At 59.0% G+C, this 14,189-nt stretch carries 13 protein-coding genes; 7 read left to right on the top strand and 6 right to left on the bottom strand.

Annotated elements, in window-relative coordinates; all coding sequences use genetic code 11:
• The first annotated feature begins 20 nt into the window (after nt 1-20).
• Nucleotides 21-356 carry a hypothetical protein gene (locus tag VB780_RS15495; protein ID WP_323352061.1) on the top strand — a complete coding sequence of 112 codons (336 nt, stop codon included), beginning with the start codon at nt 21-23 and terminating at the stop codon, nt 354-356.
• Between the two features lie 115 nt (nt 357-471).
• Here VB780_RS15495 and VB780_RS15500 read toward each other — a convergent pair whose 3' ends face one another.
• The 5 genes from VB780_RS15500 to VB780_RS15520 form a co-directional block, all read right to left on the bottom strand.
• Complete coding sequence (locus VB780_RS15500) at nt 472-969, bottom strand: DinB family protein (RefSeq protein WP_323352062.1); 498 nt, start codon at nt 967-969, stop codon at nt 472-474.
• Nucleotides 966-1,523, bottom strand: coding sequence for a GNAT family N-acetyltransferase (locus VB780_RS15505; protein ID WP_323352063.1), 558 nt, complete (start codon nt 1,521-1,523; stop codon nt 966-968). Before VB780_RS15505 ends, VB780_RS15500 begins: the two co-directional genes overlap by 4 nt.
• Entirely contained in the window at nt 1,523-2,311 is a 789-nt protein-coding gene (locus VB780_RS15510; protein WP_323352064.1) for a PhzF family phenazine biosynthesis protein, read from the bottom strand. Before VB780_RS15510 ends, VB780_RS15505 begins: the two co-directional genes overlap by 1 nt.
• A 27-nt stretch (nt 2,312-2,338) precedes the next feature.
• Nucleotides 2,339-3,163 carry a YdcF family protein gene (locus VB780_RS15515; RefSeq protein ID WP_323352065.1) on the bottom strand — a complete coding sequence of 275 codons (825 nt, stop codon included), beginning with the start codon at nt 3,161-3,163 and terminating at the stop codon, nt 2,339-2,341.
• A gap of 231 nt (nt 3,164-3,394) precedes the next feature.
• Nucleotides 3,395-3,691, bottom strand: a complete 297-nt coding sequence (locus VB780_RS15520; protein WP_323352066.1) for a hypothetical protein — start codon at nt 3,689-3,691, stop codon at nt 3,395-3,397.
• A 281-nt stretch (nt 3,692-3,972) separates the two neighbouring features.
• Here VB780_RS15520 and VB780_RS15525 point away from each other — a divergent pair, with 281 nt between their 5' ends.
• Nucleotides 3,973-5,445 (top strand): PLP-dependent aminotransferase family protein, encoded by a 1,473-nt coding sequence (locus VB780_RS15525; protein WP_323352067.1) that lies wholly within the window; start codon nt 3,973-3,975, stop codon nt 5,443-5,445.
• Nucleotides 5,446-5,483: 38 nt separating this feature from the next.
• Here the strand turns inward: VB780_RS15525 and treS are convergent, their stop codons facing one another.
• Entirely contained in the window at nt 5,484-8,993 is a 3,510-nt protein-coding gene (treS, locus tag VB780_RS15530) for a maltose alpha-D-glucosyltransferase (RefSeq protein ID WP_323352068.1), read from the bottom strand.
• Nucleotides 8,994-9,436: 443 nt separating this feature from the next.
• Between treS and malQ the strand changes: the two genes are divergently transcribed.
• The 5 genes from malQ to VB780_RS15555 all read left to right on the top strand — a co-directional run bounded on the left by malQ (nt 9,437) and on the right by VB780_RS15555 (nt 14,151).
• Nucleotides 9,437-10,945, top strand: a complete 1,509-nt coding sequence (gene malQ, locus VB780_RS15535; RefSeq protein ID WP_323352069.1) for a 4-alpha-glucanotransferase — start codon at nt 9,437-9,439, stop codon at nt 10,943-10,945.
• 95 nt (nt 10,946-11,040) lie between these two features.
• Entirely contained in the window at nt 11,041-11,835 is a 795-nt protein-coding gene (locus VB780_RS15540) for a class III extradiol ring-cleavage dioxygenase (protein ID WP_323352070.1), read from the top strand.
• 312 nt (nt 11,836-12,147) lie between these two features.
• Nucleotides 12,148-12,735 (top strand): TetR/AcrR family transcriptional regulator, encoded by a 588-nt coding sequence (locus tag VB780_RS15545; RefSeq protein ID WP_323352071.1) that lies wholly within the window; start codon nt 12,148-12,150, stop codon nt 12,733-12,735.
• Nucleotides 12,736-12,812: 77 nt separating this feature from the next.
• Nucleotides 12,813-13,700, top strand: coding sequence for an SDR family oxidoreductase (locus VB780_RS15550; RefSeq protein WP_323352072.1), 888 nt, complete (start codon nt 12,813-12,815; stop codon nt 13,698-13,700).
• Nucleotides 13,690-14,151 carry a hypothetical protein gene (locus VB780_RS15555; RefSeq protein ID WP_323352073.1) on the top strand — a complete coding sequence of 154 codons (462 nt, stop codon included), beginning with the start codon at nt 13,690-13,692 and terminating at the stop codon, nt 14,149-14,151. The genes VB780_RS15550 and VB780_RS15555 overlap by 11 nt, the downstream gene beginning before the upstream one ends.
• Nucleotides 14,152-14,189 lie beyond the last annotated feature (38 nt).

The raw sequence follows: 14,189 nt of genomic DNA on the forward strand, positions 1-14,189 counted from the left end.
CTACAGGCAATCGAGCAACTATGGCATTTCCGCAAAACTTGTCAGCATTTTCCTCAATGAGTCAGGTGTTAGAGGCTATTGACAGCCTTTTTGCGGCTGAGTTAAAGCGCACAGGTTCACCTTGGGTAAGCAGCTACCAGCTAACAGAACTTTTTTTGGCTGCCTATAAATTGGATCTGGAAAAGCTGATTGAGCAGCGAGGCTATGGCAAAGACCTAAGGTATTTTTTGACCAGCAGCAGAAGATTCTCGATTTATAGCCATCAGCCATCCTCAAAATACTATCTTGCTCCGCTCAAGTTAATTGTGCCGGGCGTTTTGAAAAGTGGTCGGCCTAGGCCAAAGCTGCGCCATTGAGGACGTCTTGCTTAAGCAAAGAGCTTTTTAATTACTGACAAGCTGCGTGGAACCGCATAAACGTCGCCGCAGAGAGCGACGGCGAAACGTATCAGCCCAGGTTGTAAGGAGGCGATTATGCCAACGGCATCCAGGGCAAATCGGTAGGGCCAGGGTCGATGCCAAGCTGACATAACAGAGTGGTAACTTGGCCCCGGTGATGGGTTTGGTGGTTAAACAGGTGAGTGATCAGCAGCCAGGTGGGCAGCAGGCGAACCTGCCGATCGACGTTGCTGGTGTACTCAAAGGGCTGGGCCAGCCAGGCGGGGGTGAAGGTGGCGGCCCAGTCAATCAGCGCGGCATCCATCCTGGTGCGGGCCTGACGGAGTTGGTCGAAGTCGGCGTAGAGGTCTTGACCCAGGCTGAGGTTGGGGTAGGGCTGGTGGCTGAGACGACCCATCCAGACGCGATCGCCGTATAGCAAGTGGTCGAGCGTGGCATGGATAGACTTAAAAAACGCGCCCCGGTCGGCTTTGCGATCGCCATCCGAGATCTGGGCGCAGCAGGCGTAGATGTTCTCATTCATCCACTGGTTGTAGCGCGCCATGGTGCGGTAGTAGTCGGGGTGATTCATGGCTGCGGGTGGAAATTGCTGTTGGGCCAGGGGCCGGGCGGTTTATCGGGTAGGTCTTTGCAAGCGACCTTGGTGTCGTAGCGGGTGAACCCGCGCGACTCGTAGTTTTTGTAGGCAAAGGGGCCATCGAGGCTACAGGTGTGTACCCATACGCGGCTGGTTCCCCTGCCCCAGGCACGCTGCACGCCCACCGTCAGCAGGTGGCCACCAATGCCCTGGCCAATAAACTGGGGCAGCAGGCCAAAACAGGTGATTTCAATATCGCCTTGGGGATGGGCTTCTAGCTCGATGTAGCCCGCTGGGGTGCCCGAAATGTAGGCCACCCAGGTTTCAACCTGGGGACGGTTGAGGTAGGTGAGCCAGCGATCGCGGCTCCAGGCGAGGCGATCGCACCAGTACCACTGGCCACCCACGCTGGTGTAGAGAAACCGGCTGAATTCTGGACAGGGCACCTTGGCGTGGCGAATCTCCAGATCGGGGCGATCGCTGAGTTTGGGCCGCAGCTGGGCCGGGGCGAGCATTTCTAAATACCAGGTGGTGACCTCGACGGGCATCAGTGGAGTAACTCTCCTTTAAAGATGGTGACGGCCTGGCCGCTAAGCAGAATGCGGTCGCCCTTCTCTTGCACCTTGACTACGCCGCCCCGGGCCGACGACTGGTGGGCAAGAAAGGTGGGTTTGCCCAGCTTTGCGCGCCAGTAGGGGCCGAGGCAGCAGTGGGCCGCCCCGGTGACGGGGTCTTCATTAATGCCGAGGCCGGGGGCAAAGAACCGAGAGACAAAATCGTAGGGCGCGTCGCCCAGGCTGGTGACGATGATGCCGTGGACGGGGAACTGCCCGAGGGCCGCAAAGTCGGGTCGCAGGTCGCGTACCACCGCCGCCGATTCTAGCTCGACTAGATAGCCCAGGGAATTTTCAACGACGGCCTTGGGGGTTGTGCCGAGGGCGTTGGCTAGACCGTCGGGCTCGGCAATGGGGTGGGATGGGTTAGCAGGAAAGTTAAGCTCAATCCAGTCGCCCAGGCGGCGGGCGGTGAGCAATCCGCTGCGGGTATGGAAGGTGGCGGGCTGCTCGTTGCTTAGGTAGCCTTCGCTCCACAGCACGTGGCAGGTGGCCAGGGTGGCATGGCCGCAGAGATCGACCTCAACGGTGGGTGTAAACCAGCGCAGTCGGTAGCCGTCGGCCTCGGGGTAAAAAAAGGCGGTTTCTGAGAGGTTCATCTCCTGGGCCACCTGCTGCATCCAGCGGTCGGGGGGGGCCTCGGGCAGGGCGCACACCGCTGCCGGGTTGCCGCCAAAGGCGGCGTCGGTAAATGCATCAACCTGGGTCAGCGAAATGGTCATGGGGCTCTACCCTCACCGTTAGACTGGTCAACTCAGCATAAACGCCTGGCGAATTTGCTCGGCGGTCATAAAGCAGCGGTCGGCAGGAAAGTCTTTGGCCATCTCTTGGGCCACCTGGGGAAGGGTATCCGATGACTTCCCTTTAAAGCGACCTAGGCCAGCATAGCTAACTAGCCCCAGATATTCGCGAATGGCGAGCAGCGATCGCTCACGTTTGCCCACCTCGTCCGGCAGCGGCTCACTGTGGGGCACCACGGCAAACCCCAGCCCCTTAAAGGTGAGCCAGGCCCGCAGCATGTGGGGCGTATCGGTAATTAAAATAATTCGCTTTAACCCCCTAGTACCCAGGGCGGCGGCGGCTGACTCGGCCTCTTGCTTAGTGGTTTTGACACAGACAGCGCTGAGCATTAAATTGGGCGAGAGATCGCGCTGATCGAGGGCTTTGAGCACATCGCCCCCTTGGGAGCGCCCCATAATTAGAAGATTTTGCGATCGCCCCTCGGCCACCATATCTAGAGCCGTATTGTAGCGATCGCCTTGAACACGACGGGTGCGGGCCAGCACCACAATGGCATCGGCCGCCCCCCCGGTGTCGGGGGGCACAAAACTCGACAGCAGCGCCGTCGCCGGAATCGAAAACAGCGGCGACAGCACAAACAAATAGGTCATTAATAACGTCAGACTCGCCAAAACCATGCGCCGCCGATACCTAGGTTTGGCGGCGATTAGCGCTACTGCGGCTACCACTAGCAATGCCAGGGTGACTTTTGTAGGGCTAAAGAACCAGTAATACAGTTTCCAGGTGAATTGTGGCCAGTATTGACTAAACACACTCCGAAGTAGCTCTAGCATGGCGGTGTCCTGGGCAATGGGTAAAGCGGGTTGCCGAGAAAATTCTCAAATCCAGCCTACTCATCGGTGCGCTCAAGTCGGCCTATATACCGCGTCGTCAAGCAAAGTTTACAGATCTATGTAGTCACCGCAAACCCTCGGCCAGCCTCCCTTAACCGGTTCAGTCCCCAAATCTGTGGGGAAGACAGCTAGGGCCGTCTACCCCACAGAATCGATGAGGGAGTGCCGCCACTATTGGTAGTAGCGTTGGTCAACCCACACCCGCAGCTCTTGCTCAGAACTGAAGGTATGGCGCTGCTGAGTCACCGGATCGTAGGCAACAAAGAGGGTATTACCCCGGTGATTGCGCTTCACAGTCACACTGAGGTCTGTGGAGCCGCAGAGGTAGGTCAGCAGGGCGGTGCCCACAGTGCTGAAGCGCTGCTTGGCCCCAGCCCAAACCCGCGCAATGGAGTAGTCGGTCTGAACTGAGCGCTTGTGCGGCTCTGGAATGAGCTCTAGCTGAGCGTACAAACTATTGGGTTTCATGGAGCTGTCCTCTAATACAGGCGAAGGGCCAACGGGAACAGCGCGAATCGATTCGGCCTAGGTAAAGTTTCTGCGATCTACCCCTAGCGGAACAGAGGCAGTTAGCGTAAATTGTCTTGGTAACAGTTTAAGTTTTTGCAACTGTTCTGGTCGCGTCACCCCAGAACTGTTCCTGCCTACCCCCCGACTCCATCACTTTCCTCAATTCAAAATTCAAAATTCAAAATTCAAAACTATCCCCCCCGTCACTCCCCCTTTCCCCATCTCCCCTACTCCCCACCATGCCCCTCACCCCCGTCACCCTCGCCCCCAACCAGGTCCTCTACGAGCAGGTCGCCGATCGCCTGCAACGGCTGATCACCGACGGTACCCTGCAACCGGGCGATCGCCTGCCTTCGGTACGCAAGCTGCGGGCCCAGCTGTCGGTCAGCACCTCCACGGTGATGGAAGCCTACCGCCTGCTCGAAGACCGGGGCCTGATTGTAGTGCGGCCCCAGTCGGGCTACTACGTCAAGCAAACCAATCTGCAACTGCCCCAGGAACCGGCCCCTACTGCCCCACCCCGCCAGGCCACCGACATCGACATTTCCCTGGCCTTTGAGGTGATCAGCCTGATGCGCGAGCCGGGGTTGATTCAGCTGGGGGCCGCGCTGCCAGCCCTAGAACACCTGCCCCTGGCCCAGCTCAACCGCCTGATGGGCAAAATTTTGCGCGACAATACCCATGCGGCCCACTCCTACGGCACGCCCCTGGGCTGCCCCGAGCTGCGGGCCGAGCTGGCCAAGCGTATGCTAGACGCGGGCTGCTCGGTGCACCCCGACCAGATGGTGATTACCAATGGGGCCAACGAGGCGATCTATTTTTGCCTGCAAGCCTTGACCCAGCCCGGCGACACCGTGGCGATCGAGTCGCCCACCTACTTTGCCATGCTAGAGGCGCTGAAATGTCTGGGGCTGAAGGCGCTCACCCTGCCCACCCACCCTCGGGACGGCATTAGCCTGCCCCACCTCGAAGAGGCGCTGCAAACCGGCGAGGTCAAGGTGGTGCTGCTGGTGTCGAATTTCAGCAATCCCCTGGGTAGCTGTATGGATGACCGCAAGAAAAAGCGCCTGGTGGAGCTGCTTAACCAGTACGACACGCCGCTAATTGAAGACGATGTCTACGGCGACCTCTGCTTCGAGGGGGTTCGCCCCAAGGCCATCAAAGCTTTTGACAGCGAAAACCGCGTGCTCTACTGTGCCTCGGTGAGTAAGACCCTTTCGCCAGGGCTGCGGGTGGGCTGGTGCACCGGAGGCCGCTACCACACCGCGATCGCCCGCATGAAGTCAATTCTTAACCAAAATACGGCGATCGCCCCGCAGCTGACGGTGGCGGCCTTTTTGGCCAACGGCGGCTACGATCGCCACCTGCGGCAGCTGCGCCGGGCCTACTTCGACCAAATGGCGCACATCCAGCAGGCGATTCGCGACTGCTTCCCTGCCGAAACCTGCGTGACGCGGCCCACTGGAGGCCATGTACTGTGGCTGGAGATGCCCGAGGGCTTCGACTCGATGCGGCTGTACCAGGAAGCGCTGGGCCAAGGCATTGCGATCGCCCCCGGCGTCATGTTCTCGGCCTCGGGCCAGTGCTACACCAACTGCTTCCGGTTGAATACGGCGGTGCTGTGGTCTGACCAGGTTGAGCAGGCTCTGCAGACCCTGGGCCTGTTGGCCAAAAAGCAGCTGGCCGAAAATTTTCTGCGCGACGATGGGTGATGTTAGAACGTTCGAGCGAGTTTCACAATGTCCTTGGATTACTTGCTAAACATCTTCGCTTCAGGATGAGACGCGTTGCTGTCAAGGTCAATTCTCAAAAGATAGAGAATGCGCCGTAGGGGAATGGTGACATGGGTGGATTTGTTGGTGAGATGGCGACCCAAATCGTGGATAGCGCGCTCGATCAGGTAGTTGTTGAGCAGCACCTCTAACTCCTGCTGGGATTGGGGCAAGAAGCTGTCGCGCACCGCCGTGGACAGATAGGCTTTGACAAAGGTGGTGCTGACCCAGCGGTACCAAAACTCGGCCCACTGCGCCATGCGATCGCGCTGGTCAGGCTGGCCCATGCCGCTCTCGATTTCATTGTCGAGGGCCATGTTGACGGCGTAGTAAAACGATTGCAGCATGCCGGCTACGTCGCGCAGGGGCGATCGCTTCATGCGGCGCTCGCTCAAACTGCGGGCCGGGTCGCCTTCAAAGTCGATGATGTAGAAGTCTTTGCCCGTGTACAACACTTGCTCAAGGTGATAGTCGCCGTGGCAGCGCAGCCGCAGCGCCGTAATTTTGTGGTTTAAAACGAGCTGAAACCGCTTCAGGCAGGCATCGTGCTGGCTCAGCACGACCGTTGCCAGCGATCGCGTCTCTGGCGACAGCGTATTCAGCCGATTTTTTAGCAGCAAAAAGACCTGCCCGGTGAGGTTGCGGCTGTACTGGTAGATCGATCGCTGGTAGAGCGAGGTAAAAGGCTCGGGCGTAAAGGCCGGGGTGTCAGCATCCACCGCCAGCGCCACGTGGAGTTCGGCGGTGCGCTGACCCAGCAGCTGCATATTGGCCAGGTAGCTGTTGATCGCCTTGCAGGCCGGAATTTCAGACTCAACGGAGGGCAGCGGGCAGTAGGGCAGCGGAAAAAAGACCTCTTCCTCGGTAGCGCTGGGGCTGACCGCCTCCAGATCCAGGGGCGACCCCACGGGCATGGGCGCTTCGGCAATATCCGACTGATCCATCACCACGAGGTCGAAGTAGTCGCGCAGGTGGTCAAGGGTGTAGTCCCAAGCGCTGCGGGTGTTGGCGATAAACTCTTGCAGCAGGCCGATGGTGATCGGCTCTGCCGAGGGCCGGTGGTAGGTCAGCGTCCCGGCGATCGAGGGAATGTTGGTGAAGTGCTGGTGCTGATCTAAGAAGCGGCGGACTTCTAGGTCGGGGTGCTGCCCTTCCTCAACTTTTTGAAACAGTTTGAGTACCAGGCGATTTTGGGCCGAGACGCTGCCCGTCTGGGCGTAGGCGATGGAGGTGTTGTTGTGGGAGCCTTTCATCACCGTTCCTTCAAAGGGCAGACCGTCGCCCCTCGGCTCATCGCCCATCGCAGGGCTAGCTTCCCCTTTGCTCAACTCGTCGAACAGAGCCGTGGTGGTAGCCACTAGCTTACCGGCGGCATTTTGGTAGACCTGGCGCTGGGCCATGCCCGCTAGCAGGGTGGCTAAGAACGATTTGTCGGCGATCGCGTCGAACAGCACTGCTTCGCCGCTGCCCTTGGGCAGCCGCAGCCGGGCCACCACCGCCTGGGGCGTCTCGGCCAGCAGCTGGAGCGCCTGTTCGCCCTCGGCCACCGCCAAAAATAGCACGTAGGTCTGGGGGCCGCCCTGAATGTAGTCCACGTGCAGCTCCAGCATCTGGGCGTGGCCGGTGCTGTAGGGCATGGCGATCGCCTCGACAATGCGGGCCGTCTGCACTGTGCGGGTGCGGCCGCCAAACCAGGGGTGATTGGCCAGGTACTGGGGCAGCAGGGTCTCTAGGCTAAAGGTAAAGCTGCGGGTCTGGGCCGACTGAAGCTGCGAAAACGCCCTGGGCCAGGCCCCCTCCAGGGCCAGCGTGGGCAGCTCGGCCTGGGGGATGGCCTCGGGCAGGGGCGCAACCTGGGGCTTGAGGGTAAACCAGTAGACCGCGTAGGCCCCAATGCTGAGGAAATAGGGATCCTCGTCAATGGGGGGAAACTCGGTGCGGCCAAAAATCTCGACCGGCATCCACCCCTTCAGTGCCCCTAGCTCTAGCTCGACGGTCTGCACAAAGCGCGACAGGTTGGCGACCACCAAAATTTGCTCATCTTTGTAGGTGCGGGTAAAGGCCAGCACCTTGCGGTTGTCGGGGTGCAGCAGCTGAAAGTCGCCGCTGCCCAGCGCTTTGAAGTGGTTGCGCATGGCAATCAGCCGCTTGGTGGCGTTTAGCAGCGAGCTGGGGTTGGCCCGCTGGGCCTCGACGTTGACTGTGGCGTAGTGGTACTCGGCATCGACAATCAGGGGCAAAAACAGCCGCTGGGGGCTGGCGTTGCTAAAGCCTGCGTTGCGGTCAAAGCTCCACTGCATGGGGGTGCGCACGCCGTTGCGATCGCCCACGTAGACATTGTCACCCATGCCAATTTCGTCGCCGTAGTAGAGCACGGGCGTGCCCGGCAGCGACAGCAGCAGACTGTTGAGCAGCTCGATCTGGCGGCGATCGTTGCCCAGCAGCGGGGCCAGCCGCCGCCGAATGCCCAGGTTCAGCCGCATCTCAGGGTCTTGGGCATAGACCCGATACATAAAGTCGCGGTCTTCATCGGTGACCATTTCCAGGGTCAGCTCGTCGTGGTTGCGCAAAAACAGCCCCCACTGGCAGTTGTCAGGGATGGCCGGGGTCTGCTGCAAAATGTCGGCGATCGGGAAGCTGTCCTCCATGCGCAGGGCCATGAACAGGCGGGGCATCAGGGGAAAGTGGAAGTTCATGTGGCACTCGTCGCCGTCGCCGTAGTAGGCGGCGGCATCTTCAGGCCACTGGTTGGCCTCGGCCAGCAGCATGCGGTTGGGAAACTTTTCGTCGACGTGCTTCCGCAGCTTTTTCAAAAAGGCGTGGGTTTCGGGCAAATTCTCGCAGTTGGTGCCCTCGCGCTCGTAGAGGTAGGGCACGGCGTCCATGCGCAGCCCGTCAACCCCCATCTCCAGCCAAAAGTCCATGACGTCAAATACGGCCTGCTGCACGGCGGGGTTGTCGTAGTTGAGGTCGGGCTGGTGGGAATAAAAGCGGTGCCAGAAGTAGGCGTTGGCCACCGAATCCCAGGTCCAGTTCGAGGTTTCGAAGTCTTGGAAGATAATCCGCGCTTCCTGGTATTTTTCGTAGGTGTCGCTCCAGACGTAGAAATCGCGCTCTGAGCTACCCTTGGGCGATCGCCTGGCCCGCTGAAACCACGGATGCTGGTCAGAGGTGTGGTTGACGATCAGCTCAATAATGACGCGAATGCCCCGCTGGTGAGCGGCATCTAGCAGCTCTTTGAAATCGTCTAGGGTGCCATAGATGGGGTTGACATTTACGTAGTCGGCAATGTCGTAGCCGTCATCGCGCAGCGGCGACGGAAAGAAGGGCAGCAGCCAAATGGCGGTCACCCCTAGGTCTTGAAGGTAGTCGAGTTTGCCGGTCAGCCCCCGAAAGTCGCCAATACCATCGCCGTTGCTGTCGGCAAAGGCCCGCACGGGCACTTCGTAGATGATGGCATTCTTAAACCACAGGGGATCGTTCTTCAAGGTCGCTCTATCCATTTGCACGCAATGTCCGCCCCCAGGTTAGCGAAATTGGTTTGAGTCGTCATCGTCCGAAGGTAAGAGCGATCGCGCGATCGTTCCCCAGTCCATGGCGTTGGACTTGACCTATTGCTGATCGCCGAAAGCCTTGATGTTCAACAGCATGGACATGGCTTACCATCCCTAGCGGCGGCACATTACCCCGAGCAAAGACACTCCTATAGAATTCACAGGAAGACCAAGAACGTAAATAGAATGCTAAGAATGCAGCGCTTACATAGGTACTCGGGAACTGGCCACACCCAGCCCTTAGGAGGATGCGTTTGGCAGACATTTGCCACTATCAATAGCATTGCCGATGGTGTGGCAACATACTGTTCGGCTCGGCTGCTTGATGCGGCCTCAACTATTATTATTCATTTTGCAAGCGCGATCGCCGAATCCCTATGAGCTTTCCCCGTGCCAGTGGCGTTTTACTGCATCCCACCTCGTTCCCCAGCCGCTACGGCATTGGGGATTTGGGCCAAGCCGCCTACGCCTTTGTCGATTTTTTGGCGAAGAGTGGCCAAAAACTGTGGCAGATTTTGCCCCTGGGGCCAACGGGCTATGAGCATTCGCCCTACATCATGAATTTCAGCACCTTTGCGGGCAACCCGCTGATGATTGATCTCGATCAGCTGGCCGCCGAGGGCTTGCTGGAAGAGGAAGAGCTGACGCCTTTAACCGACGTGGACCCCGAAAAGGTCGATTTTGACCGAGTGATTGCCCACAAAACTCAGTTTCTCAAGCAGGCCCACGACCGCTTTCTCGCCGGGCGATCGCCCGAGCAGCAATCTCAGTTCGCCCAGTTCTGTGAAGAACAGGCCTCCTGGCTGGATGACTTTGTGCTGTTTATGGCCCTGCTAGAGGCCCACGACGGCAAAAGCTGGAATTTTTGGGATCCTGCGATCGCCCGCCGCCAGCCCGAGGCGCTGCAAGCCCAGCGGGAGGCGCTAAAGCCCCAGATTCAGTACCATCAGTTTGTGCAGTTCAAATTCTTTGAGCAGTGGCAAAAACTGCGCCGCTACGCCAACGACAAAAACATCCAGATCGTCGGCGATATCTCGATCTACGTGTGCCACAACAGCTCTGATGTGTGGGCCGACCCCGAGCTGTTTAAGCTCGACCCCAACACCTTTGAACCCGCCTTTATCGCGGGAGTGCCGCCCGACTATTTTAGCGAGACGGGCCAGCTCTGGGGCAACCCGGTTTACAACTGGGAGAAAGCCGAAAACACCAACTTTGCCTGGTGGATTAAGCGCTTTCAGGTGACGCTCCAGTACGTCGATATTGTGCGGGTTGACCACTTTCGCGGCTTTGAAGCCTACTGGCAGGTGCCCGCGAGCGAAGAAACCGCGATGAATGGCGAATGGATTGAAGCCCCTGGCGAAAAGTTCTTTACCGCCCTCGGCGAAGCCCTGGGAACGCTGCCGATTATGGCAGAAGACTTGGGCATTATTACGCCCGAGGTGGAGGCGCTGCGCGATCGCTTTGACTTCCCCGGTATGCGTATTTTAATGTTTGCCTTTGGCGACGACCCCAACAACGCCTACCTGCCCCACAACTACACCCGCAACACGGTGGTTTACCCCGGCACCCACGATAACGACACGGCGATCGGCTGGTGGCAGCAGGCCAGCGACAGCGAAAGACAGTTTGTGGCCCGCTACTCGGGCTACGCCTCGCCAGAGGCGATTGAAGACATCAACTGGCTGCTGATTCGCACGGCGCTGGCCTCGGTGGCCGATCTGGCGGTCATTCCCCTGCAAGACCTGCTGGATTTGGACGGGCGATCGCGCATGAATGACCCCAGCCGCAACGACGGCAACTGGCGCTGGCGCTACCGCAGCTCGGCCCTACTGACCAATGCCTTGAGCGATCGACTGCGATCGTTGACCCAGCTTTACAGTCGCTAGGCTAGGGCGCTACCGAGTATCAATTTGCCAGGGTCAGAGAGAACGCTCTAGCCTTGCGTCAGATAGTTCTACTTAAAACTATCTAGACTAAAACTATGGCTTCTCTACCCAGTCTGTTTGTTTCCCATGGGGCACCCGATCTGCCCATTCGCACCGGGCCGACCCAAGATTTTCTGCGATCGCTCTTGCAGACCATGCCGAAGCCAGAGGCCATTTTGGCGATCTCGGCCCACTGGCTCACGGCGCAGCCCACTGTCAGCGCCGCCGAGCAGCCCAAGACGATCTATGACTTTGGCGGTTTTGACCAAGCGCTCTACGAGCTGAACTACCCCGCCCCAGGGGATCCAGCGCTGGCAGAACAGGTGATAGCCAGGCTTGACGAGGCCGGGTTCTCAGCGGGCGTGAATCGCGATTCCGGAACGGATCGATTCGCGAATCGCGGCTTCGACCACGGCGTCTGGACACCGCTGATTTTGGCGGCTCCAGAGGCCACCATCCCTGTCGTACAACTTTCGCTTCAGCCCCACCAAACGCCACTGCACCACTACCAACTCGGCCAAGCCCTCGCCCCCCTGCGAGACGAAGGCGTGCTGATTTTCGCCAGCGGTGCCGCCACCCACAACCTGGGAGCCTTTGACGACAATTACAATGCCCCGCCGCCCGCCTGGGCCGTAGCCTTTGACGACTGGCTGGCCGAGGCGATCGCCGCCAACGACATCCCAGCCCTGCTCAACTACCGCCAGCAAGCCCCCCACGCGGCCAAAAACCACCCCAGTGAAGAGCACCTGTTGCCCCTATTTGTCGCTCTCGGCGCTGGTGGCTCTGGCCAGCAGATTCACCACGGCTTTACCTATGGAGCGTTTAGCATGGCCGCCTATAGGTTTGATTGATTTTGGATTTTGGACTATCTGAATTCATCTCCCAAAATTCCCAATCCAAAATTTCCTACCCCTCCCACTCAACAGGAGACACTGCCATGGCCCTCGGCAGATTGATCGATGGCAAATGGTCTACAGAATGGACAGAGCGCAGCGAATCGGGCGAATTTCAGCTGGGCGAACGCCGTTCGCCCCTACGGGAGGACATAGGTTAGGGCATGGAGCAGTCTCCGGCAGAAAGTAATGCCATGGGGTTGCAGAAATTAAGCAGGCTTAGCTAGAATTTAATTGGTCAACCAACCAATACTCTTTAAGGGAGGTTCAGTGGGGAGAAAGCCTGGGTCATCTACTGCCAACAATCGCTCGCTGATTGTTTCTGCAGCTTACAAACTGCTGGCAGAGGAGGGCTATGACGCAGCCACGATGAAGGAAATTGCCCAAGGAGCTGGGGTCGCCCCCGGACTAATTCACTACTACTTCAACAGTAAAGATCAGCTCTTGCAGGAGGTGCTCTACACCGCTGGCGAACGGTATGTGAAAGAGGTGGAGCACTGGTGCAACACGCTGACCGCACAGCAGTTGCTAGAGACCACCTTCACCGAGCCCAAGCGACGGGTGGCCAACGAGCCCGAATGGTTTCGGCTGCGCTGTGAGCTGTTTGCCCTGGGGCTGCGCAACGCTAACTTCCACGAGGCCGTGCAGATTATGCTGGCTACCGGGAGGCAGTGCATTGCTCGGCTAGTGCGCCAAATTGCGGGCGATGCGATTGCTAACCCAGAGGCCACGGCGGCGGTCTTGCTAGCTGCGTTTGACGGGCTAGCTTTGCAAAAGCTAGCCGATCCAGCGTTTGACCTTGACAGTGCCTATGGGGTTCTAATGCAGATGTTTATGACCCAGTTGGATAAGTCGTAGTCGCGTGGGGAGGGGAGTTCTCTTTTTTTGACCGTTTTTGGTTGGTTGACCAACTAATTATTGCGAGGCAACTCACTATGAATGTTTTAGTTACGGGCGCAACGGGCTACATTGGCAGCGCGATCGCCCGAGCCCTACAACTGGCTGGATACACGGTGACTGGCTTGGCCCGCTCAGACGCGGCGGCGCACAAGCTGGCAGCGCTGGGCGTACGTCCTCTAGTCGGCGATCTGCACCAGCCCCAAACCCTGGCCCAGGCGGCACACCAGGTCGATGCGGTGATCCATGCGGCATCGACCGGCGATGCCCAGATGGCCGGTGCCGAGAGATTAGCGGTTGATACGTTTCTCGAAGCCCTGGCGGGAACGGGTAAGCCGTTTATTTATACGACGGGTATCTGGCTGCTGGGCAACACGGGCGATCGCCTGGCCGACGAGACTACACCGCTGAATCCCACCCCGCTGATTGCCTGGCGGGCTGAGCTGGAGGCTCAGGTTTTAGCAGCATGCGATCGCCACATCCGCACCATCGTCATTCGTCCGGCGCTGGTCTATGGCCAAGGCGGAGGCATTGTGGCCATGCTGGTGGGGGCTGGGCGTCAGCAGGGGGTGGTCCAGTTTGTGGGCTCAGGCCGCAACCGCTGGACGCTGGTGCATGTGGATGATTTGGCGCGCTGCTATGTAGCCGCCCTAGGGCAAGCCTCGGCAGGTTCGCTCTTGATTGCCGCCGATCGTCAGGTGCTAACGCTGCAAGAGATTGCTGAAGCCGCCAGTCAGGCCGCTCAGATTCCTGGGCGCATTCAACCGTGGCCGATCGCGGAGGCGCGTCTGGCGATGGGAGCTTTTGCCAATGCCCTAGCCCTTGACCAGCAGGTGAGCGGAGCCAAGGCTAGAACAACCCTGGGCTGGCAACCCCGAGAAATTTCGCTACTCAATGACCTGAAGGAGGGATCCTATGCTGGCTGATGTGTTACTGATGCTGGCAGTTTTGTCAGCGGGAGTGGTTTACGGCGTGGATGTATTTTTTGCGGTGGTGGGGCGACCGGCTCTGGCCGCCAGTGATGAGCAGGCGATCGCCAATGTCATGGCCCATCTGCACCGAGTTGCCGATGCCCGCATGCCTATCTTTGGTGCCTTGGCGGTACTGTCAACGGCTGCCGTTGCGGCCACTAGCCCCCTGGGCAGCCTCTCTAGTGGGTTAGCGATCGCTGCCTTAGCTGGCTTGCTCGTACAGCTGGGTCTGTACTTGAGGGTGGCTAAACCCGTCAATGAAGCCATGAAAGCGGCAACGCAGCAGGGCACCCCCCTCGATAACCCTCGCGCCCTGCAAAACCGATGGGACAGCGTGATCGTGGGTCGCGCGATCGCCATGACCTGGGCAATGGCCTGTCTCCTCGCTGTAGGAGCTTTGCCTTAGCCCCTGGCAGAGAAGGCTATGGGTTTCCAACTGCTTGC

The organism is Leptolyngbya sp. CCNP1308 (genome assembly GCF_034932455.1).
In the GTDB taxonomy this organism is placed as follows: domain Bacteria; phylum Cyanobacteriota; class Cyanobacteriia; order Phormidesmidales; family Phormidesmidaceae; genus Nodosilinea.